This window comes from Candidatus Methanocrinis alkalitolerans, from assembly GCF_029167205.1.
Taxonomy (GTDB): domain Archaea; phylum Halobacteriota; class Methanosarcinia; order Methanotrichales; family Methanotrichaceae; genus Methanocrinis; species Methanocrinis alkalitolerans.
On record NZ_JARFPL010000013.1, the window covers coordinates 44,221 to 69,092 of the forward strand.

The 24,872-nt window shown below is 60.2% G+C and carries 24 protein-coding genes and 2 pseudogenes; 17 read left to right on the forward strand and 9 right to left on the reverse strand.

Annotated elements, in window-relative coordinates:
* The first annotated feature begins 127 nt into the window (after positions 1-127).
* The 3 genes from P0O24_RS05655 to P0O24_RS05665 are packed head-to-tail and all read left to right on the forward strand — an operon-like array spanning position 128 to position 2,436.
* Complete coding sequence (locus tag P0O24_RS05655) at positions 128-1,741, forward strand: sulfurtransferase (RefSeq protein ID WP_316968768.1); 1,614 nt, start codon at positions 128-130, stop codon at positions 1,739-1,741.
* A 59-nt stretch (positions 1,742-1,800) separates the two neighbouring features.
* Positions 1,801-2,034, forward strand: coding sequence for a thioredoxin family protein (locus tag P0O24_RS05660; RefSeq protein ID WP_394356714.1), 234 nt, complete (start codon positions 1,801-1,803; stop codon positions 2,032-2,034).
* Positions 2,035-2,040: 6 nt separating this feature from the next.
* The gene (locus P0O24_RS05665; protein ID WP_316968770.1) at positions 2,041-2,436 is read left to right on the forward strand and encodes a putative zinc-binding protein; all 396 of its coding nucleotides are present in this window, start codon (positions 2,041-2,043) and stop codon (positions 2,434-2,436) included.
* A gap of 52 nt (positions 2,437-2,488) precedes the next feature.
* Here P0O24_RS05665 and P0O24_RS05670 read toward each other — a convergent pair whose 3' ends face one another.
* Complete coding sequence (locus tag P0O24_RS05670; RefSeq protein ID WP_316968771.1) at positions 2,489-2,764, reverse strand: hypothetical protein; 276 nt, start codon at positions 2,762-2,764, stop codon at positions 2,489-2,491.
* A 225-nt stretch (positions 2,765-2,989) separates the two neighbouring features.
* Between P0O24_RS05670 and P0O24_RS12525 the strand changes: the two genes are divergently transcribed.
* Both P0O24_RS12525 and P0O24_RS05675 read left to right on the forward strand, forming a co-directional pair.
* Entirely contained in the window at positions 2,990-3,082 is a 93-nt protein-coding gene (locus tag P0O24_RS12525; RefSeq protein ID WP_394356711.1) for a helix-turn-helix domain-containing protein, read from the forward strand.
* Positions 3,083-3,506: 424 nt separating this feature from the next.
* Positions 3,507-5,051: an AMP phosphorylase gene (locus P0O24_RS05675; RefSeq protein ID WP_316968772.1), complete on the forward strand. Its 1,545-nt coding sequence runs from the start codon at positions 3,507-3,509 to the stop codon at positions 5,049-5,051.
* A 100-nt stretch (positions 5,052-5,151) separates the two neighbouring features.
* Here the strand turns inward: P0O24_RS05675 and P0O24_RS05680 are convergent, their stop codons facing one another.
* Positions 5,152-6,408, reverse strand: coding sequence for a TIGR00297 family protein (locus tag P0O24_RS05680; protein WP_316968773.1), 1,257 nt, complete (start codon positions 6,406-6,408; stop codon positions 5,152-5,154).
* A 64-nt stretch (positions 6,409-6,472) separates the two neighbouring features.
* On the opposite strand from P0O24_RS05680, the gene P0O24_RS05685 reads away from it, so the two are divergent.
* On the forward strand, positions 6,473-7,099 hold the full coding sequence (locus P0O24_RS05685; RefSeq protein ID WP_316968774.1) for an undecaprenyl diphosphate synthase family protein: 627 nt from the start codon (positions 6,473-6,475) through the stop codon (positions 7,097-7,099).
* Here the strand turns inward: P0O24_RS05685 and P0O24_RS05690 are convergent, their stop codons facing one another.
* Positions 7,100-7,741 (reverse strand): RNA 2'-phosphotransferase, encoded by a 642-nt coding sequence (locus P0O24_RS05690; protein WP_316968775.1) that lies wholly within the window; start codon positions 7,739-7,741, stop codon positions 7,100-7,102.
* 264 nt (positions 7,742-8,005) lie between these two features.
* On the opposite strand from P0O24_RS05690, the gene P0O24_RS05695 reads away from it, so the two are divergent.
* The 3 genes and pseudogenes from P0O24_RS05695 (at position 8,006) to P0O24_RS05705 (ending at position 10,041) form a co-directional block, all read left to right on the forward strand.
* A complete protein-coding gene (locus tag P0O24_RS05695) occupies positions 8,006-8,221 on the forward strand; it encodes a hypothetical protein (RefSeq protein ID WP_316968776.1) in 216 nt (71 codons plus the stop codon).
* A 6-nt stretch (positions 8,222-8,227) separates the two neighbouring features.
* Positions 8,228-9,151: pseudogene (gene mptA, locus P0O24_RS05700) on the forward strand (GTP cyclohydrolase MptA); the annotation flags it as partial.
* Between the two features lie 128 nt (positions 9,152-9,279).
* Positions 9,280-10,041 carry a DUF6834 family protein gene (locus tag P0O24_RS05705; RefSeq protein WP_316968778.1) on the forward strand — a complete coding sequence of 254 codons (762 nt, stop codon included), beginning with the start codon at positions 9,280-9,282 and terminating at the stop codon, positions 10,039-10,041.
* An 86-nt stretch (positions 10,042-10,127) separates the two neighbouring features.
* Here the strand turns inward: P0O24_RS05705 and P0O24_RS05710 are convergent.
* Positions 10,128-10,373, reverse strand: a pseudogene (locus P0O24_RS05710) (DUF4277 domain-containing protein); the annotation flags it as partial.
* 247 nt (positions 10,374-10,620) lie between these two features.
* Between P0O24_RS05710 and P0O24_RS05715 the strand changes: the two are divergent.
* On the forward strand, positions 10,621-11,838 hold the full coding sequence (locus tag P0O24_RS05715) for a phosphoglycerate kinase (RefSeq protein WP_316968779.1): 1,218 nt from the start codon (positions 10,621-10,623) through the stop codon (positions 11,836-11,838).
* 284 nt (positions 11,839-12,122) lie between these two features.
* Here P0O24_RS05715 and P0O24_RS05720 read toward each other — a convergent pair whose 3' ends face one another.
* Positions 12,123-13,097, reverse strand: coding sequence for a DHH family phosphoesterase (locus tag P0O24_RS05720; RefSeq protein WP_316968780.1), 975 nt, complete (start codon positions 13,095-13,097; stop codon positions 12,123-12,125).
* Positions 13,098-13,302: 205 nt separating this feature from the next.
* On the opposite strand from P0O24_RS05720, the gene trkA reads away from it, so the two are divergent.
* A complete protein-coding gene (gene trkA / locus P0O24_RS05725) occupies positions 13,303-14,628 on the forward strand; it encodes a Trk system potassium transporter TrkA (RefSeq protein ID WP_316968781.1) in 1,326 nt (441 codons plus the stop codon).
* A gap of 57 nt (positions 14,629-14,685) precedes the next feature.
* On the opposite strand, the gene P0O24_RS05730 is transcribed toward trkA, so the two are convergent.
* Positions 14,686-15,291 (reverse strand): uracil-DNA glycosylase, encoded by a 606-nt coding sequence (locus tag P0O24_RS05730; protein WP_316968782.1) that lies wholly within the window; start codon positions 15,289-15,291, stop codon positions 14,686-14,688.
* 69 nt (positions 15,292-15,360) lie between these two features.
* Between P0O24_RS05730 and P0O24_RS05735 the strand changes: the two genes are divergently transcribed.
* A complete protein-coding gene (locus P0O24_RS05735; RefSeq protein WP_316968783.1) occupies positions 15,361-15,594 on the forward strand; it encodes a hypothetical protein in 234 nt (77 codons plus the stop codon).
* A 2-nt stretch (positions 15,595-15,596) separates the two neighbouring features.
* Here P0O24_RS05735 and P0O24_RS05740 read toward each other — a convergent pair whose 3' ends face one another.
* The gene (locus P0O24_RS05740) at positions 15,597-16,862 is read right to left on the reverse strand and encodes an NDP-sugar synthase (protein WP_316968784.1); all 1,266 of its coding nucleotides are present in this window, start codon (positions 16,860-16,862) and stop codon (positions 15,597-15,599) included.
* A 240-nt stretch (positions 16,863-17,102) separates the two neighbouring features.
* Between P0O24_RS05740 and P0O24_RS05745 the strand changes: the two genes are divergently transcribed.
* The 4 genes from P0O24_RS05745 to nadA all read left to right on the forward strand — a co-directional run bounded on the left by P0O24_RS05745 (position 17,103) and on the right by nadA (position 22,390).
* On the forward strand, positions 17,103-18,302 hold the full coding sequence (locus P0O24_RS05745; protein WP_316968785.1) for an isocitrate/isopropylmalate family dehydrogenase: 1,200 nt from the start codon (positions 17,103-17,105) through the stop codon (positions 18,300-18,302).
* Between the two features lie 101 nt (positions 18,303-18,403).
* On the forward strand, positions 18,404-19,381 hold the full coding sequence (locus P0O24_RS05750) for an RIO1 family regulatory kinase/ATPase domain-containing protein (protein ID WP_316968786.1): 978 nt from the start codon (positions 18,404-18,406) through the stop codon (positions 19,379-19,381).
* A 75-nt stretch (positions 19,382-19,456) separates the two neighbouring features.
* Complete coding sequence (locus tag P0O24_RS05755) at positions 19,457-21,409, forward strand: DUF460 domain-containing protein (protein ID WP_316968787.1); 1,953 nt, start codon at positions 19,457-19,459, stop codon at positions 21,407-21,409.
* Between the two features lie 87 nt (positions 21,410-21,496).
* Positions 21,497-22,390: a quinolinate synthase NadA gene (nadA, locus tag P0O24_RS05760; protein ID WP_316968788.1), complete on the forward strand. Its 894-nt coding sequence runs from the start codon at positions 21,497-21,499 to the stop codon at positions 22,388-22,390.
* A 388-nt stretch (positions 22,391-22,778) separates the two neighbouring features.
* On the opposite strand, the gene P0O24_RS05765 is transcribed toward nadA, so the two are convergent.
* On the reverse strand, positions 22,779-23,261 hold the full coding sequence (locus tag P0O24_RS05765; protein WP_316968789.1) for a hypothetical protein: 483 nt from the start codon (positions 23,259-23,261) through the stop codon (positions 22,779-22,781).
* A gap of 210 nt (positions 23,262-23,471) precedes the next feature.
* Between P0O24_RS05765 and P0O24_RS05770 the strand changes: the two genes are divergently transcribed.
* Positions 23,472-24,440, forward strand: coding sequence for an EF-Tu/IF-2/RF-3 family GTPase (locus tag P0O24_RS05770; RefSeq protein WP_316968790.1), 969 nt, complete (start codon positions 23,472-23,474; stop codon positions 24,438-24,440).
* A gap of 4 nt (positions 24,441-24,444) precedes the next feature.
* Here the strand turns inward: P0O24_RS05770 and P0O24_RS05775 are convergent, their stop codons facing one another.
* Positions 24,445-24,741, reverse strand: a complete 297-nt coding sequence (locus P0O24_RS05775) for a heavy metal-binding domain-containing protein (RefSeq protein ID WP_316968794.1) — start codon at positions 24,739-24,741, stop codon at positions 24,445-24,447.
* Between the last annotated feature and the right edge of the window lie 131 nt (positions 24,742-24,872).

Here is a 24,872-nt window from a genome sequence, read left to right on the forward strand (position 1 = left end):
TCTTAACCAGAACTGTTATGTTTCGAAAACAAGGTGTTATGATATGAAAGATGACGGCAAAAAGATCACTAGAGAGGCTTATCCGTCGGACCCATTCATGGGGGGGCCAGCTGAAAGGGCGAAGCCTTTGAAGACGACTTTCGGGCAGATCCCCGGCCTGAAGCAGATAAGGGGTTTCAGGGGGTTGTCGGCCCTCATCATAGTTCTTTTGGCTCTGGGCGGCTTCTTTCCACTCCTGGCCATCGGCGGCGCGGCGGATTGCGACTTCTGCATCGACTACTCCAAGGACTACGACTCTCAGGTTGTCTCCATCAGGGGATCGTCCGGCCCCACCGGGCTGGCTCAGCCCACCGGATCCAACAATCCGGCATGGAACAACCCAGCATCGAACAATCCGGCATCGAACGACCCTGCATCGAACAACCCAGCATCGAACAACCCAGCATCGAACAATCCGGCATCGAACGACCCTGCATCAAATAACCCTGCATCAAACGGCCCGGCGATCAATCCCGCCTCCGCAAATCCAGATAGGGACGGGATCGGCGTCTTTCTCCTCCCCATATCCGCGGTCTTGGAGGACAACCTGATCCTGGACATCAGCCCCGACGCCGACGAGTACATCGAGGGGGCGATAAGCGTCAACTACGAGGAGTTCATCACGAAAGACGGACGGATCAGGCCAGTATCGGAGATATCCGGGATCCTGGGGAGAGCTGGGATATCCTGGGATGACTCGGTGGTCATATACGGCGAGTGCCTCCCCTGCGGGACCGGCCCCGTCCCGGCGACCTTCACATACTGGCTCTTCAAGTACCTCGGCCACGACCAGGTGAGGATCCTCGACGGCGACGTCGAGGACTGGAAGGCCGCAGGCCTTTCTGTCGCCGACTATCCGGCGACGAGGCCGGCGACGGTCTACGCCCCCCAGGTCAAGGCCGACCTTTACGCCAACTACAATTACGTCAAGAGCGGGATCTACCAGATCGTCGACGCCCGATCCGCCGAGGCGGCGGCCCCCGCATCGATACCCGGGGCCGTCAACATACCCCTCGACTCGGTCCTCGACGGCGACGATATCAAGAGCCCTGAGGAGCTGAAGGAGATCTTCCGGGATCTGCGGACTAATCGTCCTGTAGCGGTCTATACCAACACCGGGATCCAGGCGGCCGTCACCTGGTTTGCCCTGGAGATGACCGGATACGACGCCGTCCTCTACTCCTGGAGGGACTGGCTGGAGAGCCACCCCGCCCTGGAGGTGGAGCTAATCGAGGCTACGGCGGAGCCAAACCCCGTCAGGGCGAGCGAAGCGGTCTGGCTAGCAGCCGCATTCTCCGATCCTGAGGCTGCGGCCGCCCGCCCCGTCCAGCTCGGCCGGACGGCTTCCGTATCCTGCGTTCCTTGCGGCTTTGGGTCGCCCCAGTCCTTCGCCAACCTCGACTCCGCCGGCGGGACAGTCCGCATAGGAGGACCCTCCAGCGGCGCCTCCTCCGGCCTGCCTTCCGCAGGCGGGGCAGCAGCGGCAAAGAACCCTCTGAAGGTCACCGCCATGATCGTCGAGGCCGACGGAGAGGAGGTGGGGAGGGCGGAACTCCTTGCCGGGTCCGATGAAAATTACGTCGGGATCTGGAGCTCGGAGGGGCTGGAGCCGGGGGTCTATGGTCTTAACATCCTCGCCGAGCGGTCCGGCTCCACCAGGTTCTTCAGAAACGTTCTGGCGATCGAGGTCTTGGGGGAATAAATACGATCAGGTACATGGGCTCACTCGAGAGCTCTGAGTTTGAGAGGTGAGAAGAGATGGTGAAGATAGAGGTTCTGGGAACCGGATGCGCCAAGTGCAAGTCTCTTGCAAAGAACGTCGAGAAGGCGGTGGCTGAGTCCGGGGTCGAGGCGGAGGTCGTGAAGGTCGAGAGCCTCAGCGAGATCATGAACCGAGGGGTCATGATGACCCCCGCCCTCTTCATCGACGGCGAGGCCGTCGTCGTGGGGAGGGCGCCGTCGGTGGCGGAGATAAAGGGGATGCTGAAGAGGTGAGAGTTCATGCTTGAGAGAGGGGATGAAAGAAAGGAGGTGGGGTGCCTCTGCGCCTCCGGAGACCTCCTATTTTTGGCCTGCGCGGGGGGCTCGAACGTCGGCCAGATATCAAACCAGGCGGCGGTGGAGCTGGCAAAGGAAGGGAGGGGGAAGCTCTTCTGCCTCGCCGGGATCGGCGCCCACCTGGACACCATGATCGTTGCGGCGAGGGAGAGAAACCTCGTGGCGATAGACGGCTGCCCCGTCCAGTGCGCCAAGAAGATCCTCGATCACGCGTCCCTTCCTGCAGCCCTCGCGGTGGTGGTCACCGACCTCGGGATAGAGAAGTCGCCTAAGCTCGAGGTCGATCCCGCCGACTGCGAGAAGGTGGTGGAGAAGATCAAAGAGGGGCTGAAGGCTTAGCTCTTCTGCAGAACGGGGTTTATAAAAAATTTTTAAAGAGGGCCGGTTAATCTCAACCGAAGACCTCTTTCACCACCTCGGTCAGTATCGGGCCCCCCTCATCGACGACCTTCGCCTCGTAAAGCCAGCCTTTCCGCTCTGGGAGGGTGCCCGTCACCAGAAGGGCTTTGCCCTCATGCTCCTCCAGGCTTATCTCGTGGGAGGCGGTCAGCTCTTCAGCTATCGATGCAGGCTTTTCGATGCGGGTTAACCTCACTGTACAGCACTGAGGGCGAGGCATCAATATCGAGAACCTTCCGTCCTTCGCTATTCCCAGAAACTTGTCCATATTCTGATCCTCCTCTGCCATTGAACGATATCAGGTTGATGCTATTTTTGATAATTATAAGTTAAATATCTTTTGCATTATCAGAGCGGTTTTTCAGATATCTCAAGCTCGCAGCCCAATAAGCCTTCTATAGGTAGAGAAAACCCCGGTCTTTAGGCCGGGGATGAATCGTACCCTGCCTTAAGCTATGAATCTTTAAATATCATAACAGCATAAGTGAGTGTAATGCTTAAGGCCTTCAAATATAGGATCTATCCGACAAAAACACAGCGTTCTAAGATGGAACCGGCATTCCGCAGTAAGGCTATGCAAAATTAAGAATTTATTGCTTGCCAAAATGTGCATAAATTCAAACGTTTAACTTAAATTTTGTTTAAAATAATTTTACTAGAATTTGTCAACACGATATTAACAATTCAGTATATTATAAAAATTTAATAATTATATTCTTAGTCTTTATGAAGCTGGCCTTATTTGATCTCTATACAGAGTCGATTGATATCTATTCTCAAAAAATCGATAGCAGGAAAATTAATGAGCGTTCAAACCGTTAATGCGAAATGCCGGTTTAAAGATTCTTCCTTAGAAAGAGCATTCAGGGGATGGCTTTCTCCATCCAGAGATCGCTGGCTTACCCTCGTCCCCGGACCTCCGACAGTCTCAAGGCTGCAGGGCAATCTCTAAATCCAAACCGGCCCCCACTGATATCAGATCCGTTTTGATTAATAGAGGGTGCTTTTCGATGATCTTAAAAACGATCTTTCTGGGGCTGGAGGCGGGAGGAAAGTCGATCGTCATAATGAACGGAGACGACGCGGAGCGGCTGGGGGTCCTCAGCCTCGGAAGGGTGGCTATCCGGTTCAACGGGGAGGTGAAGACGGCGATAGTCCATAAATCCTCAAAGATGGTGGATCCGGGAACGATAGGCGTCTGCAAAAAGGTCTGGAGAGGCCTCGGCCTCGCCGAAAGGTCCGAGGTCGAGGTGGAGGCTGCGGCCTTCCCCGACTCCCTCTACTTCATAAGAAACAAGCTAGCCGGAAGAAAGCTAGGCCGCGACGAGATCCTGGAGATCGTCGAGGATACCGTCGACGAGAAGCTCAGCGACGTCGAGCTGAGCGCCTTCGTCACCGCCCTTCACAGCTTCGGCCTCGACCTCGACGAGGCGACGTACCTCTCCCTGGCCATGATCGAGACGGGCAGGACGATGAAGCTCGACGGGGGTCCCACCGTCGACAAGCACTCGATCGGGGGAGTGCCGGGGGACAAGACGACCCTCCTCGTCGTTCCAATCGTCGCCGCCGCCGGGCTATTGATCCCCAAGTCCTCTTCCCGGGCGATCACATCCCCGGCAGGGACGGCGGACAGGGCGGAGGTCCTGATGCCGGTGACCCTCGACCTCGACGAGATGAGGAAGGTGGTGGAGAGGACCGGAGGCGCCGTCGTCTGGGGGGGGGCCGTCCATCTAGCCCCCGCCGACGACATCTTCGTCAAGGTCGAGTACCCCCTCTCCATCGACCCCCTCCTCTTGCCGTCGATCATGTCGAAGAAGAGGGCCGTCGGCGCCGACCTCCTCGTCGTCGACATCCCCACCGGCAGGGGAGCCAAGATGAAGACGATCGGTGAGGCGGACCTCCTGGCAAAGGACTTCATGGAGATCGGAAGCCGCCTGGGGATAACCGTCCGCTGCGCCGTCACCTACGGCGAGGAGCCGATAGGAAGCGCCATCGGCCCCGCCCTGGAGGCGAGGGAGGCCCTGGAGGCTCTGATGAACCGGGGAACCGCCCCCGACCTCGTCGACAAGGCTACGGCCATCGCCGGGATGATCCTGAAGATGGCGGGTAGGTCCGACGGGAAGGCCCTGGCGGAGGAGATCCTCAGCTCCGGCCGCGCGGAGGAGAAGATGAGGGAGATCATCGCCGCGCAAGGTGGAGACCCGGATATCGCCCCCGAGGATATAGCCGTCGGCGAAGAGCGGCTCACCGTAAAATCCGGAAGGTCCGGCACCGTCCTCTGGATAAACAACTCGTCGGTCGCCGAAGTGGCGAAGGCTGCGGGCTGCCCCAAGGACGCGGGCGCCGGGATCCTCCTTCACAAGAAGATCGGGGACGTTGTAGGCGAGGGCGAGCCGCTCTTCACCATCATCGCGGAGAGGGGGTCAAACCTGCGGCGCTCCCAGGAGAGGCTGGAGAAGGCGAGGGTTTTGGCCGTCGGCGACAGGATGGAGATGCTCATCCATGAGGTGAAGGAGAGGCCGGTCGTAAAGAGGAGCTTCACCCTGGATAGGTGAGATCCTTGACGAATTGGCACCTGGACCAACGAGCCTACTGGACGATGGGGTGCCGGGGCGGAGGCTTCGCCACCCAGTCAAAAGATCCCCGACCCAAAGATCATACCATCATCCATACCGCCGCTCCCACCACCGCCCCGAAGAGGGTCGCCACGAGGTTGACCCCGTTGTTGGTGAGCAGCCCCCTCGCCTGGAAGGTCGCCCCCAGGAGGCTGTCGAAGTTCGTCCCGAGAAAGCCGCCGGCGAGGGCTGCGGCGATCCCCCAGGCCCCGGCCATCCCCGCCGCCACCGCCAGGATGCCGGTGAAGAGGGAGCCGCAGATCGACGCCGTCTGGCCCAGGAGGGTGACGCCGCCGTCGACCCCCGGCTCGACGGTCCGAAAGGTGGTGATCATCCTCGGCCTCGACCTCGCCGTCTCGCCGATCTCGCTAGCCAGGGTGTCCCCGGTGGCGGTGGCGACAGACCCCAGGAAGGCGAAGGCGAAGAGGTCGGAGCCGTAGACCCCATAGAGGATCGCCATCGCCAGGGGGACGAGGCTGTTGCTGTAGACGTTCTTGTACCCCCGGACGCCGCCCCGGGACTGGGCGATCCGCAGCTTCTGCTTTCTCGCGTACTTGTACCTGGTGAAGCCGCTGCCCAGGAGGTAGAAGGAGAGGAGGATGAGAAACCAGACGATGTCGGCGAAGAAGATGACCAGGAGGCAGACTATCACCATGGAGATGACCGCCTCGGCGTCGGCGGCCTTCATCCTGTAGGCCCCTATCCCAAGAGCAAGGGCGAAGACGTATATCCCAGCCATGTATTGGATATCGGGAAGAGGATAGTCGAAGCTGAAGAGCCACATCACCATGCAGGAGCCGAAGGGGACTGCGAAGTCCCTCTCTCCCCTCTTAGATGCTGAGTGGAGGAAGGCACCGGAGAGCCCCCCCAGGGTCGCGAGGAAGAGGACCCTCTCGGGATCGGCGCCGATGGCAGGAGGTCCGGTCCAGATGATGGCAAGAACGCCGACGGCCGTCGTCGTCGCCAGATATACCAGGCTCCTTCCCAGATCCCTGAAGATCCCAGAGGCTCCGGCTGCAAGAGCCCCGAAGGTGGGGGCGACGAAGGATACCGCCACCAGGTAAAGGGGGAGCTCGATATCCGTCGATCGGAGGCCGAAGGAGAGGAGGAAAAGGCCGTAGCTGAGGAGGAGGAGGGAGGCGAGGGATGCGGAGAGGACCCTCGTCTTACGCTCCGCGAGGAAGATCGCCAATAGGGGGATCATGGGCAATAGGGGGATTACGGTGTAGACCCCGACGTAAGGAAAGAGCAAAACCGTCATCCCTGCCCCCATCCTCGCCACCGTCTCTCTCTTCACGGTCCGTCAGTTGAACTCGATCACAAAAATACTTTCTCTATTCGAGCCGGTACAGAAGGGCTATATGATCAGAAGAGTTTGGGAGATGCTGCTGGAAAGGGAGATCAGGATGGGATCGGCCCCCTCATCCGTAGCCCTGGTCATATCAAAAGAGGCGATGGCTCCCCGCTGGTGGAGGAAGGTAGGCGATGTCGCCGGATGGTGCACCTCCCTGGATATCCGTGAGGCTACGATCTTTGCAGCAACGTCCGGCGCCGGGAGAGGTAGAATTGGGTCCGCGGAGGCGGCGGCGGCGGAGCTCTCAAAACTTCCTGCGAAGGGGCGCCTCCTCTTCGAGGAGGGTGAGATCTCCTTCGGGAAGGGCGGCCCCCTGGATCTGGTCGTCTCCCTCGGCTGCAGCGGAAAGGCGGAGGTGACCTCTGCTATCAGGTCGGTCCTCGAAGACGTCTCGTCCGGACTCATGGATCCCCAGGATATAGACGAGACGACGATCGAGGCCCGGCTCCGATTGAAGCAGCGGCCTGACCTATTGATAAGGATTGGGGGGCGAGAGCTGAGCGACTTCATGATCTGGCAGTCTGCCTACTCCGAGCTCTACTTCATCGACCGCTCCTGGGAGAGCCTTGAAAAGGTCGACTTTCTCAGGGCGGTCAGGGACTACCAGAGGAGGGAGAGGAGGTTTGGGAAGTGATCAGCCTTCCAGATTCAGGTCGGCTAAAGGAACGGGGCTGAGGTACTCCGGGGGGACGTTCTCCGAGATCACTATGTTCTCGCTCACCGTCATCATCTTCACCCCAGCCCTCTGAGCCGCCTCTGCGTCGACCCTGATCACCCGGGGGCTCTTCGTCCTGAAGGTGCCGACATGCCAGGCCTTCTCGGGGGCGGTGGAGAGGTGGACGTAACGCTGGGTCGCAGCCTTCAGCCCCACCTCCAGGATCCTGTCCGCCTCCTCCTCGTTTGCTCCGTAGTAGAGAGAAGAGAGCTCATTTGGAGGATAGTCCAGGTCCACGTCTACCGAATGGCCGTACTTAGCCCTGATCTTCCCCTCCCTGATCTCGTACCTCTCTTTGGGATCGGACTGGACGAGGGAGATGACTAGCCTTTTATTTGCCCAGCGGTACCTGGTGCCGATCGCCTCGGAGAGGTCGTCCAAGTCGACCCAGCCTCTGGGGCTCATCTCCAGCCCCATGTCGTCAGGGAAGTGTCTGAGGGCGCCAGCCACCAGCCTCCCGAGCTTCTCGCTCCTCTCATCATCGAGGACGGCCTCTCCGACGGCGCCGCATTCGCAGGCTTCTCCCCGGAAATAACCGTGTTCGGGGCATCTCTTGATCACGTTTCTCTCCTCCTGCCAGAATAGAAGATCGCCCTGTTGATAAATATTCCTGAATGCGAGATAACAGGTACCAGTCCAGACATTCTGTCGACAGGTCCAAACCCAGACATTCTCTCGGCCGGTGGCGAGCCGCTCCGAGAATTCGGTCGTCTTCTGCCGGGGGGCGGCCGTTCCCCGCAGAAACCGGGATATCTCCCAGTCGTTGAAGGTGGTCATCGGTCCTGGGCAAAGGCTGAAATAGAATTTGAGCCCTGATATTCGTTCATGCTGGATTTGGAGAAGATCGAGAGACTGCTACAGACCGGCGACCTTCTTGATCTCGAGGACGAGGAGCTATCCGCAAGGCTTGAGACGTTCTTTCAGACCCAAGAGGAGCGGGACCGCCAGATATCAGAGACCCTGAAAAACCTTCTGGCTGAGGTGGACGATCTGCTAGTCCTCTCCGACGACCTGGAGCTTCTCGACCCCCATGGCAGGTGATCCCCTTTGGAGACGCTGCCAGACGTTCAGGCCTGTCAACCGGAGTATCCGATAAACCTCACCCGCGTAGGCCTCACCGGGGTCAAGAAGCTGGTGAAGGTCCTCCGGGAAGATGAGGGACGACCGATAGTACTCATATCCAACTTCGAGGTCTTCGTCGACCTTCCCTCCGACCGGAAGGGGGCGAACCTCTCTCGAAACTTCGAGGTTATAGACGAGGTCCTGGAGGGGGCTATAAACGAGCCGGTCTACGTCATCGAGGAGCTCTGCGGCGAGATCGCCCGCCGGGTCTTATCCAAACACGAGTACGCCACCCGGGCCGAGGTGAAGATGAAGAGCGAGTTCATCGTCGAGAGGAGCTCTCCCGTCACCAGGACCCCCGGCCAGGAGGTGGTGGACATCTTCGCCGAGGCCGTCGCCAGGGAAGGCCACGTAAGAAAGCTGGTGGGTGCCGAGGTGGTGGGGATGACGGCCTGCCCCTGCGCCCAGGAGATCATGAGGGACCAGGTGAGACGGGAGCTGGCGACCCTGGGGCTCACCCCTGAGGAGGCCTTCGAGTTTGCCGGGAGGCTTCCCGTTGCGACCCACAACCAGCGGGGCCGGGGGATGATCTCGATCCAGGTATGCGACCGACGGTGCGTATCCCTCGAAGAGATCATAAAGATCATCGAGAGGTCCATGAGCTCCAGGGTCTTCGGCCTCCTGAAGCGCCCCGACGAGGCGGTCGTCGTCCAGAGGGCCCACAGCAACCCCAAGTTCGTAGAGGACTGCGTCAGGACGATGGCCCAGAAGGTCGTCGAGTCCTTCAAAGACCTCCCCGACGACGCGGTGGTCATCATGAAGCAGATAAACGAGGAGAGCATCCACCAGCACAACGCCTTCGCCGAGAGGTCAGCAACCATGGGGGAGCTGCGGGCTGAGCTGGGGGCTGAGGAGACGGCGGGCTGCTGCGCCTCCACACCGTCCCCTTCCCCCTCCACTTCCACCCCCACCTCCACCGCTGCCTCATCCACCTCACCCTCACCCTCTTCAAAGATCGATTCAGAGGTGCAGACTAAATGACGGATAAGAAGATTGAGCTGATGGGAGGCTGCCTATCAGCCCTCCTCGCCGAGAAGGAGATCATAGCACGCTACGAGCTCCTCCAGAGGGTCTACGACTGCGTCCGGAGGGCCGACCTCACCGCCGAGGAGAGGGTGGAGCTGCAGGCCATCCTGGGAAATAAACACATTGCATCGGCTATATTCTTCAACGTCCTCTCCGGCGAGCCGATATTCATCAACCTCCCCAAGCTCGACAGCGTGATGAACATCAACGACAGAATGTTCCACTTCGTCCACACCGGAGGCTACACCGACCCCGACTTCGCAAGGGCCTATGAAAAGTTCAAAAGCTCAGAGGGGGAGCTGGATGGGCTGGTGAGGCTGAACCTCGCCGACCTCCTCACAGAGTTCATGGGACGGGCGGGCTACGCCCTCGCCGACGGCTCCTCGGGGAAGCTCACCTTCAATGGTCCCGGAGATAGGAGGCTCGACTTCAGGATCTTCACCTCCATCCAGGAGGTGGAGCTGGTGGAGGGGATGGAGGAGTCCGTCGTCATCGTCCCCCACGCCGAGAGCCCCGGCCCCTTCATCTCCTTCTTCCAGGAGAAGGGCAAGGAGGTGGAGGAGGGGCAGATCAAGGTCTGGGTCGCCAACATGGAGCAGGGGACGATCGACCCCTTCATCGGCTACCCCAAGGATATGGCGATCTACAAGCAGTTCAAAAACCCCCGGATGGCGATGATGGTCAAGACGAACTGGGGGCGGAGGATGGAGTAGGGGCGGGGCTGTCGGCGCATTCAATTCCCTTTAGATTATTTCTTGGCGATAAGCAAATTTACTGCATTGAAATTATTTTTCGTTATCGTGGTGTCGGCATGAAGCCGTTGAACTCCGAGATCCAGCTGGCTCATGACCTTCAGAGCAAAATAGTTGAAGAGTTCCGTCGGACCGTAGGCGTAAATCGCATCAAGGGTCCTGCCGAGGGCATCATCGTTCAGGTCTGCGGCGGTGACACCTTCACCAAGCAACCTCTCGACGGGAAGCTTCTCGTAAAACTCGGGAAATAAGTATAGTCTTTGGCCAACGTAGCCCAGTCCGTTCAGGATCATAGTCTAGTGGAAATTTGCTATAAATTATAGAGAAAATGTTTGTAGATTAGACCGTTAGTGCACAACGACGGATCTATCGTTTCGACCACCCCAAGCTACCTGAAGTTCGCGCGCAAGTTATATCTCCATTTCTCCGGCCGCGTCCCCAAGGAAGAGCCCCGCCCGCCTCGCGCCGCCCTGTGGGCTAAAAGTGATATACCCCCTGAGTCAACCCCTGTCACAGCTAAATCCCTGAGGAGGGAGCCAGTTGAAGGATTATCTCACGCTAGACGATTTCCCCCTGGATAACCAGCGGATCCTGGTGAGGGTCGACGTCAACTCCCCCATGGATCCGGACGGAACGATCCTCGACGACAAGAGGTTCCGCGGCCACCTGCCGACGTTGCGCGACCTGGAGGAGGCCCGGGTCGTCCTCTTGGCCCACCAGAGCCGCGCAGGAAAGAAGGACTTCACGACGATGGAGGCCCACGCCCGGAAGTTCTCCCAGCTCCTCCGCCGCGAGGTCACCTACGTCGACGACATCTTCGGCACTCGGGCCCGGGATTCGATCAAGGCGATGAGGTCCGGCGACGTCATCCTCCTGGAGAATACCCGCTTCTACTCCGAGGAGAACATCAGCCGCCCCGCCGAGGAGCACGCGAAGAGCCACATGGTCAGAGGGCTCGCCCCGTTATTCGACCTCTTCGTCAACGATGCCTTCGCCGTCTCCCACCGGTCCCACCTGTCCGTCGTCGGGTTCACGGAAAACCTCCCTAGCGCCGCCGGAAGGCTGATGGAGAAGGAGATCGAGGCGCTGGACATGGGGGTCCGGGGCAACGAGCACCCCTCCATATTCGTCCTCGGCGGGACGAAGGCCGACGACTCCATCAAGGTGATCGCCAACGTCTTCAACAGGGGCGGTGTCGACCAGGTCCTGGTGACGGGGGTCGTCGCCACCGTCTTCCAGATGGCAGCGGGGACGAACGTCGGCGAACGGAACCGGGATTTCGTCGCTGGCCTCGACTACTCCGATCAGGTCTCGATAGCAAAAGACCTTATGGATAAAAACCCCGGAAAGATCGTCGTTCCCAGGGACGTCGCCCTCGACCAGGACGGAGAGCGGCTGGACGTGGCGATGGAGAAGATCCCTCCCGACCTCCAGATCGCCGACATCGGCCTTGAGACGATCGTCGACTTCTCAAAGAGGATCAGGGAGGCGAAGCTAGTAGTCCTCAACGGGACCGCTGGGATCTTCGAGAAGGAGAAGTTCTCCCTGGGAACCTCTGAGATCCTGAAGGCCGCCACTGAAGCCGACTTCTCCATCGCGGGCGGAGGGCACACCAGCGCCGCCATCGAAGAGCTGGGCCTCGAGTCCAGGTTCTCCCACGTCAGCACCGGCGGCGGAGCCTCCATAAGCTACCTCTCCGGCGACCGCCTCCCAGGGATTGAGGCTCTGAAGAAGGCGGCCCAGAGGCTCCGGACTTAAACGCAATCCATTGGTCATCGGTTAAGAGAAGAATCGCGATGAGGCAGCGATCTCGGTAGCAAGTACGGTGAGATTGGCTTGGTCAAAGAGGATACAGCAAGTCAGTCTTGAAATCGGATCAAATCTAGATGATGCATAATTCGTGTGAAAAATGGCAATATTGTGTAGCTTAAACTCCTTAACCGATGACCCATGAAACGCAATCCCTCGTTCTGCGGCTCGATGGAAGTCGGCTCTGTATAATCTGGTCACCTATGTAAGCCGGTCACCCATCTGGAGGAGGTTCATGGGGGGATGCAGGCCCGCGAAGGACGCCTCCCCACCAGGGCGGCCATCACCCTTCTCCTCCCCTCCTCGAGAAGATCCTCAAGCTGCCCCGAGGCCTCCAGGGCGGCGGCGCCCCGGTGGCCGCCTCCGTCCCCACCATGAGCCCTCCCCACATCCCCGAGGATCGCCGCCAGGTCGAGGCCCGCGAGGACGGCGTCCCTCCTCGCCCTGCCGCTGATCCTGCAGAGGTCGCCGTGAGTACCGCCGACGAGGGCGACGTCAGCCCCGATCTCGATGAGGGTCATCGCACTCGACCCCTCGAAGGCCCCCACCTCCGACGAGACGATGACCCAGTCTTCGGACCACTCGATCTCGGCCCTGGAGGCGGCCCGGAGGGCGGCGATCCTCCGGGAGGTCTCCGTCGGGACGCGAGAGAGGACCTCCAGCGCCTCGGCGTACTCGAGGTCCGTCTCTTCGAGGATCTCGGCCACCGTCCTAAAAGAGGAGACGTGAGCGTGCTTGAACCGTCCTGTATCGGTGATTATTCCCACCACCAGCCCCAAAGCCGCCGTCCGGCTCGGGAGAAATCCCCACTCGGTAAGGATCTTCCATACTATCTCGGCGGTGGAGTCGGCTTCCCTCTGAACGCTGAAGAGGGAGGCATCGATCAGATCCCTGTCCTGGTGATGGTCGACGACGGCGTAATCTTCGAGGCGGATCTCTCCGATCTGAAGCCCCACGGCGGTGTCCACCACCACCACCAGGTCGTACCCTTCAAGGGGTGGATCGATCTTTACGTCCGCCTCGATCGTAGATATGAGGCTCGCAGCGGTCCTGCTAACCCCCTCCACAGCCCCGATATCGCCTCCGAAGGCCTCCTGGAGGGCGAAGGCCGACCCCACGGCGTCGGGATCGGCGTTCCTATGGCAGAGGTATAGGACCCTCTCATATCCTTCTAATAGACCCCCGAACTCATCCTCTCGAATGTTCATCCAGGAGGACGGTTCACCCTGATGATAGAAAAGAGTTCTTTCTCGAAGCAATCGCCCTCTCAGGCAGGAGCTCATCGATCCCACCATCTCGCCCCGACGGAGGCTGCAAGATCTCATAAACCACTCGAAAGCCTTTTCCCGTCAGCATGATCTACTCATAGTTCAAATCAGCTCCCATGGCCGGGCCTGGGAGAGGAGGAATTTTATGCAAATCATGATCACTGGGGCCGGAGACGTGGGGTATCATCTGGCGAGGCAGCTCTCCGACTCTTACGACGTCATCGTAATCGATGAGAACAGCAAGGCCTGTGAACGTCTCGATGGGATAGACGTCAGGGTCCTCCAGGGGAACGCCGCCAACGCCCAGATCCTCATAGAGGCAGGACTGCAGAACTCAGATATGGTCGTCGCCGTCACCGGAAACGACGAGGTGAACATCATCACCTGCATCACCGCAAGCCATCTGGGGGTGGATAGGACGATCGCCAGGGTCAGCAACTCCGACTACATCGACCAGCCGATGAAAGACCGAAGACAGATCGGCATAGGCCTCATGATCTGTCCGGAGCTGGTGATGGCAGAGCGGATCGTAAAAGACCTCTACTTCCCATCCATGATAGAACGCAGGAGGCTGGCAGGAGGCAAAGCAGAGCTGATCGAGCTTGCCGTCGGCGAAGATGCACCTTTTAAGGGGACGATCGGAAGCGTCGACCTTCCGGAGAACTGCAAGCTCGCCGCCATCAAGAGGGGCGAAGAGGTCCTCATCCCCAGGAAGGAGGGGTCGATCAAGGCCGGCGACCGTCTGATTCTGACCTGTGACGCCAGGTCGGTCCCCAAGCTCAGAAAGCTGATCCACGAGGAGACCGCCTCTCACAAGGTTATGATCGTCGGGGGGGGTGTAGTCGGATTTTACCTCGCCAAGTGGCTGGAGAAGATGGACTTCGACCTGAAGCTGGTGGAGATCGATAACGAGCGATGTCAGAAGCTGGCGGAGGAACTCCCCGACACCCTCATCCTCAACGGTGACGGGACCGATATATCTCTCATCAAGGCGGAGAACGTCGGTTCGATGGATGCCGTATTCTCCGTTACGGGCTTCGATGAGAAGAACCTCTTATGCTCCCTCCTCGCCAAACAGCTGGGGGCGGATAAGATCGTTGCCAGGGTCGACAGGAGCGACTACATCGATCTCTTCGAGATGGTTGGGGTGGACAACGCCATCAGCCCCGGCAGGGTCACCGTAGAGGCTGTCCTCAGGCTGATCCGGGGCGGAGAAGAGGCGGTGCCCATGGGCAAAGATGAGGCTGAGGTGCTGGATTTCCGGGCGGAGAAGGAGGCGAAGATCCTGGGTAAGAACGCCGCTGAGAAGATGCCGAAAGGGGCGATCCTCGGGATGGTCATGCGAGGAAACCAGCCGGTAATCCCCACCACCGAGACGGAGGTGAAGGAGGGGGACCGGGTCTTCATCCTGGCCCTCCCCCAGGTCCTCCCCCAGGTGAAAGCCCTCTTCTCCACTGAACGCTCAGCCTGATGGAAGGCTCCGGGGGATTTGGGATCATCGGGGAGGCTGCCCCCCCGCCCGGGGCGGCTACCTCGACTCTTCCGCCCTCTCTCTTTGCGCCCTCTCTTTTGCGGCCGAGAGGTCGGTGACGAACTCCTCTCTAAAGTTTCCGTTTCTGAGGACGGCGGCGGGATGGAATGTGACGAAGAATAGGTCCCGGTAGATTCTGCCCCGGAGGCTCGTCACCCCCTCCATATCCAGAACCGCCCTCGTCGCCGCGTTCCCCATGAGGATCACCACCTTCGGCCGGACGAGTTCCATCTGAGATTCGAGGTAAGGGCGGCACGCCTCCACCTCTTCCTTCTTCGGCCTTCTGTTCCTCGGCGGGCGGCATTTGACGACGTTGGTTATGAACACCTCCGACCGATGGATCCCAGCTTCTTTGAGGCACCGGTCCAGGACAGACCCCGCCCTGCCGACGAAGGGCCTTCCCGCCAGGTCCTCGTCCCTGCCGGGAGCCTCGCCGACGAGGAGGATCTCGGCCCGATCCGGCCCCTCGCCGGGGACGGCCTCATTCCTGCCAGCGGCGAGAGGGCAGCGGCTGCAGGACTTAATCTGCTCATGTAGGGAATTTAGGCTCTCTCCCCCATCGGAAGATCTGCCTTTCCCCATAGTGGTACGGTATATCTTCATGGTACTCATCCAAGGGAACGAAACGTACTTATTCATTTAAGCCAGAGACGGACCTCCAAGGTGGTCAAAATGGTTGAGTTGACAGCAAACCTCAGAAAGTTCGACGACTTGTGGTACACCATAGAGAGGATCGTATACGGGAAGGGGCAGCTCTCCGGGTTCACCTCCGAGGAGATCTTCGAGAACCTCCGGGACAAGTCCTTCTTCAAGGGCCCCGAGGATCTCCACAAATTCCTGATTGAGAACGACAAAAAGTACAGGGTCAGGGCCCTGGACGCCGGCGGATGGGAGCGGTACTGGTAGGGTCACTTCTCGCAGAAGTATATATTTTGGTCGTCTGTGCCCAGCTGAGAGAACTTCCCCGTGGCCAGGATCTTGTAGCTGTACTTGAGGGGGGCCACCCTAGTCCCCGGCCCCACCACCGACTCCTGAGGGAGGGTGACGTTCTCTCCCACCACCGGTATCTTCCCCGGTTTGCAGCAGGACTGGTCAGCGTCCAGGACGCATTTCGGCCCTATGGTGGAGTGCCTGCCCACGATCGTCCTCTTCAGGACCGCACCTCTCTTTATGTGGGCGAAGCTCATGACCATGCTATTTCTTATCTTCGACCCCCTTTCGATGAGGCTCGTATGGCCGATGTGAGAGTTTTCGATGACGACACCCTTCTCGATGTTGCAGTTTCTGCCTATGAAGACGTTACCTATCAGTTCGATATCTCCTGAGTCGAGGTACCTTCCGATCCTATCCAGGGTTCTGGGGTTGACCCACTGGCCTGGCCGGTACTCGTTCCTGAAGGCGTAGTGCTCCACCTTCCCCCCGAGAAAGTCCATCGCCGCCAGGAGGAGCCGTTCTGGGGTGCCGATGTCGATCCAATACCCTTCCACCGGATATCCATAGACGGGGTATCCGTGCTCTGTGAGGTACGGGATGAGGTCGCCGCCTATGTCCCGGGCCGAGTCGCCCATCTCAGCGAGGACGTCCCGGACCTCTGGGGAGAATAAGTAAAAGGCGGTGTTGATCATCCTGGACGGCTCCTTCCCCGGGGCGGGCTTCTCGACGAAGCCGTTGATCCTGTGATCTGCGTCTATGTCGGCGACGCCGTACTGGGATATCTCTTCATCGGGACCCAGCTCTTTGAGAGCTACGGTGAGGACCGCCCCCTTATCCTTGTGAAAATCTATGAAATTTCGAAGGTTGATGTCGATGACGTTATCCCCCGAGACGACGAGGGCGTCTTCCGCAATATCGAAGTAGCTCGCGCAGTATCTGAGGGAGTCGGCGCTCCCCCTGTCCTCGTACTGGGGCTGGTAGGAGAACTCCTCTATGTCGCTTATCCCGAGCCTCTTGAAGAAACCCTCCCCGGCCTTGAAGTAGTTGTTGAGGGGAAGGGTGTTATCAGCCCCCTTGGACCCCAGAATGAACCGCCTGCAGCCCTGGTTTGCCAGAACTCTGAAGAGGGTTGCGATGATGGCGGTGTCGCAGAGGTCTACCAGGGGCTTGGGCTGGTCGAGGGTGAGAGGATAGAGCCTTGTGCCTCCGCCGCCGACGGTGGCGATCACCGGTGGGAACATCTGCCGATCATCTCCCATCAGTAGCCACGCCTGATCTTGATCAATATCCGGGTCACCATGAAGACGATCAGAAATATTATGACGTAGAACACTATCTCCTGGGTTGTCATATCCCACACTGTGATCTTGAAGTTTATATTTTTAATGGGCAGGGGGATCGATGAGGGGTGGTGGCCAGATATGTTAATTATGGATGAGGACTAGGATAATGGGAATCGATTGATCTGAGGGATGATTATAATGACCGACCGGAGAGAGGCTATAGAGAGGGCGAAGGCCCATTTTGAGAAGCTCCTCACGGAGCAGATGGACAGGGTGGAGGAGATGAAGGTCGGGGGGGACTGGATCGATTACTCCGCTATAGATAAGATGGTCATCGGCGTGGTGGGGGGTGACGGGATAGGCCCTTACATCAGCGCCGAGGCTAAGAGGGTCCTCGAATATATGCTCAAGGGCGAGATCGAGGGAGGGAAGGTCGAGATAAAAGACGTAGAAGGGCTCACCATCGAGGAGAGGGCGAGGGCGATGAAGGCTTTGTCCGACGGGGTCGTCGAGGAGCTGAAAGAGTGTCACGCCATCCTCAAGGGCCCTCTTACAACGCCCAAGAAGGGGGACCCCTGGCCGAACCTGGAGTCCGCCAACGTCGCCATGCGCCGGGAGCTGGACCTCTTCGCCAACGTCCGGCCCGTAAAAGTGCCCAGCCAGGGGATCGACTGGATCTTCTTCAGGGAGAATACCGAGGGCGCCTACATCCTCGGGTCCAAGGGGTTCAACCTCACCGAGGATATCGCCTTCGACTTCACCGTCACCACCACCCAGGGGGCGGAGAGGATCGTCAAGCTTGCCTTCGACCACGCGAAAAAGAACGGGATCGATCGGGTCACCGCCGTCACCAAGGCTAACGTCATCAAGACCAGCGACGGCAAGTTCCTGGAGGTGGCAAGAGAGGTAGCGAAAGGGTATCCGGGAATTGACCTCGACGAGTGGTTCATCGACATCATGGCGGCAAAGCTCGTCGACCCCAAGAGGAGGACCCAGTTCCGGGTCGTCGTCCTTCCGAACTTATACGGCGACATCATCACCGACGAGGCCGCCGAGTTTCAGGGGGGCGTCGGGACGGCGGGCTCCGCCAACATCGGCAAGAGGTACGCCATGTTCGAGGCGATCCACGGCTCTGCCCCGAGGATGGTGGAGGAGGGACGGGCCCAGTACGCCGACCCCTCCAGCATGATGCGGGCGGCTGTGATGCTCCTGGGCCACATCGGCTTCGCAGAGGAGGCAAAGAGGCTCGAGATGGCCCTGGACATCTGCAGCCAGCACGAGAAGAAGGTAGTCCTGACGGGGAGGTCCGACGGGGCGACGGGGGCACAGTTCGCCGACTACGTCATGGAGACCCTCCAGGATCCGGATCTGGAGGCGAGGTGGAAGGGATACCAGTAGGCAATCTGGAAATAAAGATTGTTGACGGGCTCGGCTCCTCCCGCCGGGCCTTCATCTCTAAAGGGCAATCGCTTTTAATTATAGCCGACAAATAACCGACCGTGGATAATCTGACAGATGCTTTCCTGAAACTGGATAGAAAGGAGCTCGCCCTCCTCAAGGCGATCGAGAGGGGGATGCGCCACTCGGAGTGGGTCCCGGCGGAGGATGTGATGGCTATAGCCCGCCTCTCTCCCAAGGGGGCGAGCACGGGCCTCTCGAAGCTCGTCTCAAAGAAGCTCGTCTTCAAGACGACGGAGCCTTACGAGGGCTACCAGATAGGATTTGCCGCCTACGACCTCATCGCCCTCTCCGACCTCGTCGACCGGGACGTGGTAGTCTCCCTCGGCGACCTCCTCGGCGTCGGGAAGGAGTCGGTCGTCTTCGAGGCCCTGGGACCGACCCCGGCCGCCGCCGCGGGACCGGAAGGGTTCGGATCCTCGGCTGATGGAGGAGGGGCGAAAGGATCATCCTTCCCCCTGGCGGTGAAGTTCCACAGGCAGGGGAGGACGAGCTTCAAACACGTCCGGAGGGTGAGGGGCCACCTCACCGATCTTCCCCGTTGCGCCTGGATCTTCGCCGCCCGCCTGGGTGCGGCAAGGGAGTTTCAGATCCTGAAAAAGCTATACCCTGAGGTCTCCGTCCCACAACCGGTCGCCCTCAGCCACCACGCCGTGGTCATGGAGCATACCGGCGGCACGGAGCTGTACAAGGTCGACCTCGAAAACCCCGAAGAATGCCTGGAGATCGTCCTCGAAGAGGTGACTTCTGCCTGGAAGAAGGCGATCGTCCACGCCGACCTCAGCGCTTACAACGTCCTCGTCCGAGAGGATGGAGAGGTGGTCATCATCGACTGGCCCCAGGCGGTCTCTGGGACTCACCCCGAGTCGATGGAGCTCCTCGAAAGGGATCTGAAGAACGTCATCGACCACTTCAGCCGGAAGTATCGGCTCGATTTTGATCGGGATGTGGCCCTCGCCTCCGTCCTCGGTGAGGATGTGAAGGGGGAGAAGGCAGAGAAGGGTGGGAAGGGGGCTTAGGGAGAGATGGGATAGGAAGGGGAGCGGCTGAGGGAACCGTCATGAGGTGATCTCATCCCTGGATCGATATATGGTGTGGATATAGCCAGCGGCTCGCCCAGGAGCAAGCGAGCTCCCAGCTATGCCCTCTTCATCCTCTCGGGGGATGGCGAAGAGCGCCACCCGATGGTCACAAGACAGAAGCTGGTGAGGATGATCAGGCAGGGCGCCCCAGATATGGTGGCGGTGGACAACGTCCACGAGCTCGCCGCCGACAGAGGAGATCTGGTCAGGCTCTTGAGGCAGTTGCCCCCGGCGACGAAGCTCGTCCAGGTGACGGGAGGAGAGAGGCCCCAATCCCTGGTTCGGATCGCCCGGAGTCACGGGATCGCCTTCGATCGGCTCGATCCCATGGACGAGGCCGAGACCTGCGCCCGCCTCGCCTCAAAGGGGGTAGGAAGCGTCGTCTCCGCCTTCGAGGAGAAGACCTGGATCAAGGTCAGCCGCAGGAGGTCTCCGGGGCGGGGTGGGTGGTCCCAAAAGAGGTACACGAGAAAGATCCACGGATCGGTGAAGGCCCTCTCCCGGGAGGTGGAGGAGAGGCTCCGGGAGGAGGGGCACCGGTTCGCCGTCCGGTCCGTAGAGGGGATCGGCGGCTACACAAGAAGCGAGTTCGTGGTGGAGGCGGAGAGGAGCGAGGTCCACATCTCCTCGGGATATCGGGGAGACGCCCAGATCAGGGTGGAGGGGGTGGAGCGGGACCGGCTCAACTTCGAGCCCCTCCGCCGGAGGAGGGGCTACATCATCGCCGGGATCGATCCCGGCACCACCACCGGGATCGCAGCCCTCAACCTGAATGGAGAGCTTGTAGACCTCGTCAGCGCGAGGGCCATATCAGCCCCGGACGTAATAGAGTGGCTTTCTGATCGGGGCAAGCCCCTGGTGGTGGCAACCGACGTCTTCCCGACTCCGGGGGCCGTCGAGAAGGTGAAGAGGTCCTTCTCCGCCGTCCTCTACTCTCCGGGTGGTGAGATCCCCTCCGAGGAGAAGATCGCCCTCGCCCGGGGGTACGGCTACAGGAACGATCACGAACGCGACGCCCTAGCCGCGGCCGCCAGCGCCTACAAGAAGTACAGAAACAAGTTCCAGCAGGTTGAAAAGAAGTGCCCTCCGGAGATCGACCCCGAGGAGGTGAAGGCTCTGGTGGTTCGGGGCCTATCGATAGACCAGGCGATATCCGGCATGACGACTCCGCCGGAGGGGGAGCCTCCGGCCGCAAAGGAGACGAAGCTTCCGGTCGGCTCTGACGCCTCGGCTCAGATGGCGGAGAAGAGACGGCAGGCTGACCAGATCCGGCGGCTGAAGGGGTTTGTGGAGGAGCTACAGGCTCAGCTGGCGAAGGAGGAGGAGACGCGCCGCCGCCTGGAATCTAAGATCGAGAGGCTGAAGGATAAGAACCGCCGGGAGATCAAAAGGGACCAGGAGATCAGGATAAGAGAGAAGGAGATCGATAGGCTCCGGGGCCTCCTCCGGCAGGAGAGGAAGGTCAACAGAAGGCTGAAGTCGAGGCTCAAAAGGGAGAGGAGGGCAGAAGAGCTGGAGGAGGGGGCTGTGGGAAGGGCCGTCAAGGAGGTCGCCTCCTTCTCCCGGGACTCCCTCATCGAGGCGGCGGGCCGGCTTGGCATCGTTAAGGGGGACGTCGTCCTCCTCCAGGACGCCAGCGGCGGCGGCCCCTCCGCCGCAGACCTCCTCATAGAGATGGAGGTGGAGGCGGTGATCGTCGGGACGTATATGGACCCCAAGGTGGAGGGGCACCTGATGGACGGCGGGGTCCCCGTCCTCTCCATCCAGGAGGTGCCGGTGAAGAGGGTGGCGGGGGTCGCCATCTTCGACCCCAGGGATCTGGAGGAGGCGAAGGGAGGATGGGGAGAGCGGAGCCGGGAGAGGGTGGCGAGAAGGAAGGCCGAATGGCTTGAGGGGATGATCCAGGAGTACAGGGCGGAGCGGAGAAAGGACGAGCGTCAGAGGCGAAAGAAGATAGAAGGCTGAAAGGGCGGCCCCTTCCCCAGGTACCCTATCCCCTCCTGAGCGAGGGGAGCGTTTTTAAAGTAAATCCTCCCTCACTGCCTTCCAATCATGCTCGCCGACGATATACTGAGGTTGAAGGAGGAGAAGAACGCCGTCATCCTCGCCCACAACTACCAGCCCGGCGATGTCCAGGACGTCGCCGACCTTCGGGGCGACTCTCTGGAGCTCTCCCGGGCCGCCGCCAGGGAAGAGGCGGATCTGATCGTATTCTGTGGCGTCGACTTCATGGCGGAGACCGCGGCGATCCTATCCCCCGAGAAAAGGGTGATACTCTCCGGGGCCGGGGCCTGCTGCCCCATGGCTCAAATGATCACGGGCCGAGAGCTCCGGGGGTTCAAGGCCGAGCATCCCGCCGCCGCCGTCGTCTGCTACGTCAACTCCTCCGCCGAGGTCAAGGCCGAAAGCGACATCTGCTGCACTTCCGCCAACGGGATCGAGGTCGTAGCCTCCCTCTCTGAGGAGACGGTCCTCTTCGTCCCCGACAGAAACCTCGGAAGGTACGTCGCCCGGTTCACAGATAAGAAGATCATCCCCTGGGACGGCTACTGCTACGTCCACGACCGGTACACCACAGACGACGTCTTGCGGGCGAAATCCCTCCACCCGGAGGCTGAGGTCCTCGTCCACCCGGAGTGCAGGCCCGAGGTGATCGACCTCGCCGACGGCGTCTACAGCACCTCCGGGATGGCGAGGCGCGCTCTGGAGAGCCCCGCCCGAGAGTTCATCATCGGGACAGAGGTGGGGATGAACTATCGGCTGAAGAAGGATAACCCGGGAAAGGAGTTTTACCCCCTCAGCGAAGGAGCGATCTGCGTCGACATGAAGAAGACGACCCTGGAGAAGGTCCTCTCGGCTCTGGTGACCCTCGAGCCGAGGGTGGTGGTCCCCAAGGAGATCGCGGATCGCGCGCGAGGCGCCATCGAGAGGATGCTGGAGGTATAGTGGATATGGCCTCTTTGGGAAGATCGGCGTCGCCTGCCCTCCGGCATGCCCCCTCTCTTTTGCGGCGGGGTTTGACCGAAGAGTATCTTATCATGGAGAGCATCACCCCGTCCCGGTGATTTCCATCAGCCGATATATCAACGCCCATCAGCTCCGGCATCCCATGATTGTGGGGAGCGTTCTCATGCTATTAGCAGCCGTGTATAGCGATGCGAACAAGCTGAGCATTGAGCCCCTGATTGAGATGATGGCGATGATCTTCCTCATCACCACCGCCGCAGTCTGGCGCAAGTGAGCTGCAGGCTACCGGCAGAATTCATTTATATGTTCACTCGACCCTTCGATCCCGCCACTCTCTCTTCTCAGAGGAGGACCGGCGGCCTCTCCTCTATTTCGCCCTCTCTCCATCTCTCCATCCCTCCATCTCGTAATGGGCCCGGCTTCCTCCCCGATCCCGCCACACCTCCAGGAGGCGGGCAAGATCTCCGGCGATCCCCGCCGCCTCTCTTATCCTTTCAGGGGCGGCGCCCCCTCCGGGACGGCCTTCCTCCTCCAGCCGGCGGGCGAGATCGCAAAAGAACCGGGGGAGCCTCCCGGAGGCGAGGGCCTCGACGAGGCCGATGGAGTCGAGAACCCCCTCTGCCGCCACCTCGCCAGTAGCCGACCATCGGCCCCGGGACCCCAGGGCGTCCCCCGCGGGGCCGCCGTAGGTGAGGGTCAGGTGCCACGATACCTCCCCCCAGGGGTCCTGATCGACCCTGAAGGGGACGGGGTCTTCGTGATCGATCCTCTCGCAATCCATCCCGGCGGGTCCGGCGCGCAAGACCTCCAAGTGGAGGGCTTCTCCGATCCTGTCGGCCTTCTCTCTCACGTCCTCATCGAGGGCGAGGATCGCCCCGAAGGATGGAGGAGGCGGTCTTCTCCGATCCGTCGATCTCGTCTTTTCCGTCTCTTTCCCCTCCGGCAGATCCTAGTTGCGTCGTCTCGGTCCGGTCGGCGAAGATAAAGGGATGTCGGAGGGATCTTTTAAGGTCCGGGCCACCACAAAGCCTATTATCGTCGAGAATATCTCCCGCCATCTATGGCAAATCTAAACGTGGCGATCCTCGGCCCCCAGGGGTACGCAAAAGAGGTGGGCAAAAAGGGCACATCCACCGACATCACCTTCTACAACCTCAAGAGGGGCGAGAGCACCGTCACCATCGTCGAGCCGACCCGGTATCCGGAGAGGCTCGCTCCCCTATTCTTTGCGGCGTCCCTCGCTGAGAAGGCGGTCGTCGTCGTCGACGAGATAGACGCCTCCTTCGGCGAGTCCGTCATCATGCTCCAGGCCCTCGGGATAAGAGATGGGTACATAATCCTGCGAAACTACATCGACCAGGGCCGGATAGCGCCCATCGTCAGGGGGACGGTCCTGGAGAGGTATGAGGAGATCGACGACGACCCCATAGGGCTCCGGGAGCGGCTCCTCGACGAGGCGGACCGGATAGCCGACGAGCCTCCATCCCCGGAGGAGAGGGGGGGCGCGATCCCCATCGACCACTTCTTCAACGTCCGGGGGATAGGGACGGTCATCCTGGGGACCGTCGCCGGAGGGGTCGTAAGAAAACACGAGACGGTGAGGGTCCTCCCCGGGGAGAAGACCGCCCTCGTCAGGTCGATCCAGAAGCACGACGACGACTTCGACTGGGCTCGGGCCGGCGACCGGGCCGGGATCGCCCTCAAGAACGTCGACGCCGAGGAGTTGGACCGAGGCGACGTCCTGTCCAGCGACGACTCCCTCCGGGTCGAGGCGAGCCTATCGGCCGGAGCGGAACTCATCGCCTACTGGCCAGCGCCCCTCAAGGAGGGGATGGTCCTTCATATCGGCTACTGGATGCAGTTTCTCCCGGCGAGGGTCGCCTCCGTCGAGGCCGGCGACGACTGGAGGAGGCCGCTCCTCGGCCTTGAGCTGGAGAAGCCCCTCGTCTACCGGCCCGGCGATCGGGCCGTCATCTGCCAGCTGGAGGGGAGCAAGCTGCGGATCGCCGGGACGGTGGAGCTTCCCTAAAACCTCACTCCACCAGGACGGCGGTCCCGGAGGCGGAGACCATCAGCATCCCGCCGTTCTGCCCCAGGGTCTCGTAGTCGAGGTCGACGCTGAGGACGGCGTTGGCCCCGAGCCTCTTTGCCTCCTCCTCCATCTCGAAGAGGGCGATCTCCTTTGTCCGCCGCAGCTCCTTCTCGTAGGCCCCCGACCTTCCGCCGACGATGTCCCTGATCCCGGCGAAGACGTCCTTGAAGATGTTGGCGCCGAGGATCGCCTCGCCGCTGACTATTCCGAACCTTAACTCCCAATTGATAGGGAATATAAATTGTAACTATTCAGCCTCCTTTTCAGAATACCCGAAATAAGCGTGAAAAATGGATGACGATATATTCGTAGTCAATATCTAGATTTAACCGAAAAATTTATGATATATAAAAGCTTATTTTTTGGTGA

Bases quoted from the DNA above. Each gene is read 5' to 3' on its own strand.
- trkA (WP_316968781.1), top strand. From the start codon at position 13,303: ATGCAAATCATGATCACTGGGGCCGGAGACGTGGGGTATCATCTGGCG.
- P0O24_RS05740 (WP_316968784.1), bottom strand. From the start codon at position 16,862: ATGTTCCCACCGGTGATCGCCACCGTCGGCGGCGGAGGCACAAGGCTC.
- P0O24_RS05770 (WP_316968790.1), top strand. From the start codon at position 23,472: ATGGCAAATCTAAACGTGGCGATCCTCGGCCCCCAGGGGTACGCAAAA.
- P0O24_RS05665 (WP_316968770.1), top strand. From the start codon at position 2,041: ATGCTTGAGAGAGGGGATGAAAGAAAGGAGGTGGGGTGCCTCTGCGCC.
- P0O24_RS05695 (WP_316968776.1), top strand. From the start codon at position 8,006: ATGCTGGATTTGGAGAAGATCGAGAGACTGCTACAGACCGGCGACCTT.
- P0O24_RS05685 (WP_316968774.1), top strand. From the start codon at position 6,473: ATGATCAGAAGAGTTTGGGAGATGCTGCTGGAAAGGGAGATCAGGATG.
- P0O24_RS05730 (WP_316968782.1), bottom strand. From the start codon at position 15,291: ATGAAGATATACCGTACCACTATGGGGAAAGGCAGATCTTCCGATGGG.
- P0O24_RS05705 (WP_316968778.1), top strand. From the start codon at position 9,280: ATGACGGATAAGAAGATTGAGCTGATGGGAGGCTGCCTATCAGCCCTC.
- P0O24_RS12525 (WP_394356711.1), top strand. From the start codon at position 2,990: ATGCTTAAGGCCTTCAAATATAGGATCTATCCGACAAAAACACAGCGT.
- P0O24_RS05670 (WP_316968771.1), bottom strand. From the start codon at position 2,764: ATGGACAAGTTTCTGGGAATAGCGAAGGACGGAAGGTTCTCGATATTG.
- P0O24_RS05675 (WP_316968772.1), top strand. From the start codon at position 3,507: ATGATCTTAAAAACGATCTTTCTGGGGCTGGAGGCGGGAGGAAAGTCG.
- P0O24_RS05720 (WP_316968780.1), bottom strand. From the start codon at position 13,097: ATGAACATTCGAGAGGATGAGTTCGGGGGTCTATTAGAAGGATATGAG.
- P0O24_RS05735 (WP_316968783.1), top strand. From the start codon at position 15,361: ATGGTTGAGTTGACAGCAAACCTCAGAAAGTTCGACGACTTGTGGTAC.
- P0O24_RS05745 (WP_316968785.1), top strand. From the start codon at position 17,103: ATGACCGACCGGAGAGAGGCTATAGAGAGGGCGAAGGCCCATTTTGAG.
- nadA (WP_316968788.1), top strand. From the start codon at position 21,497: ATGCTCGCCGACGATATACTGAGGTTGAAGGAGGAGAAGAACGCCGTC.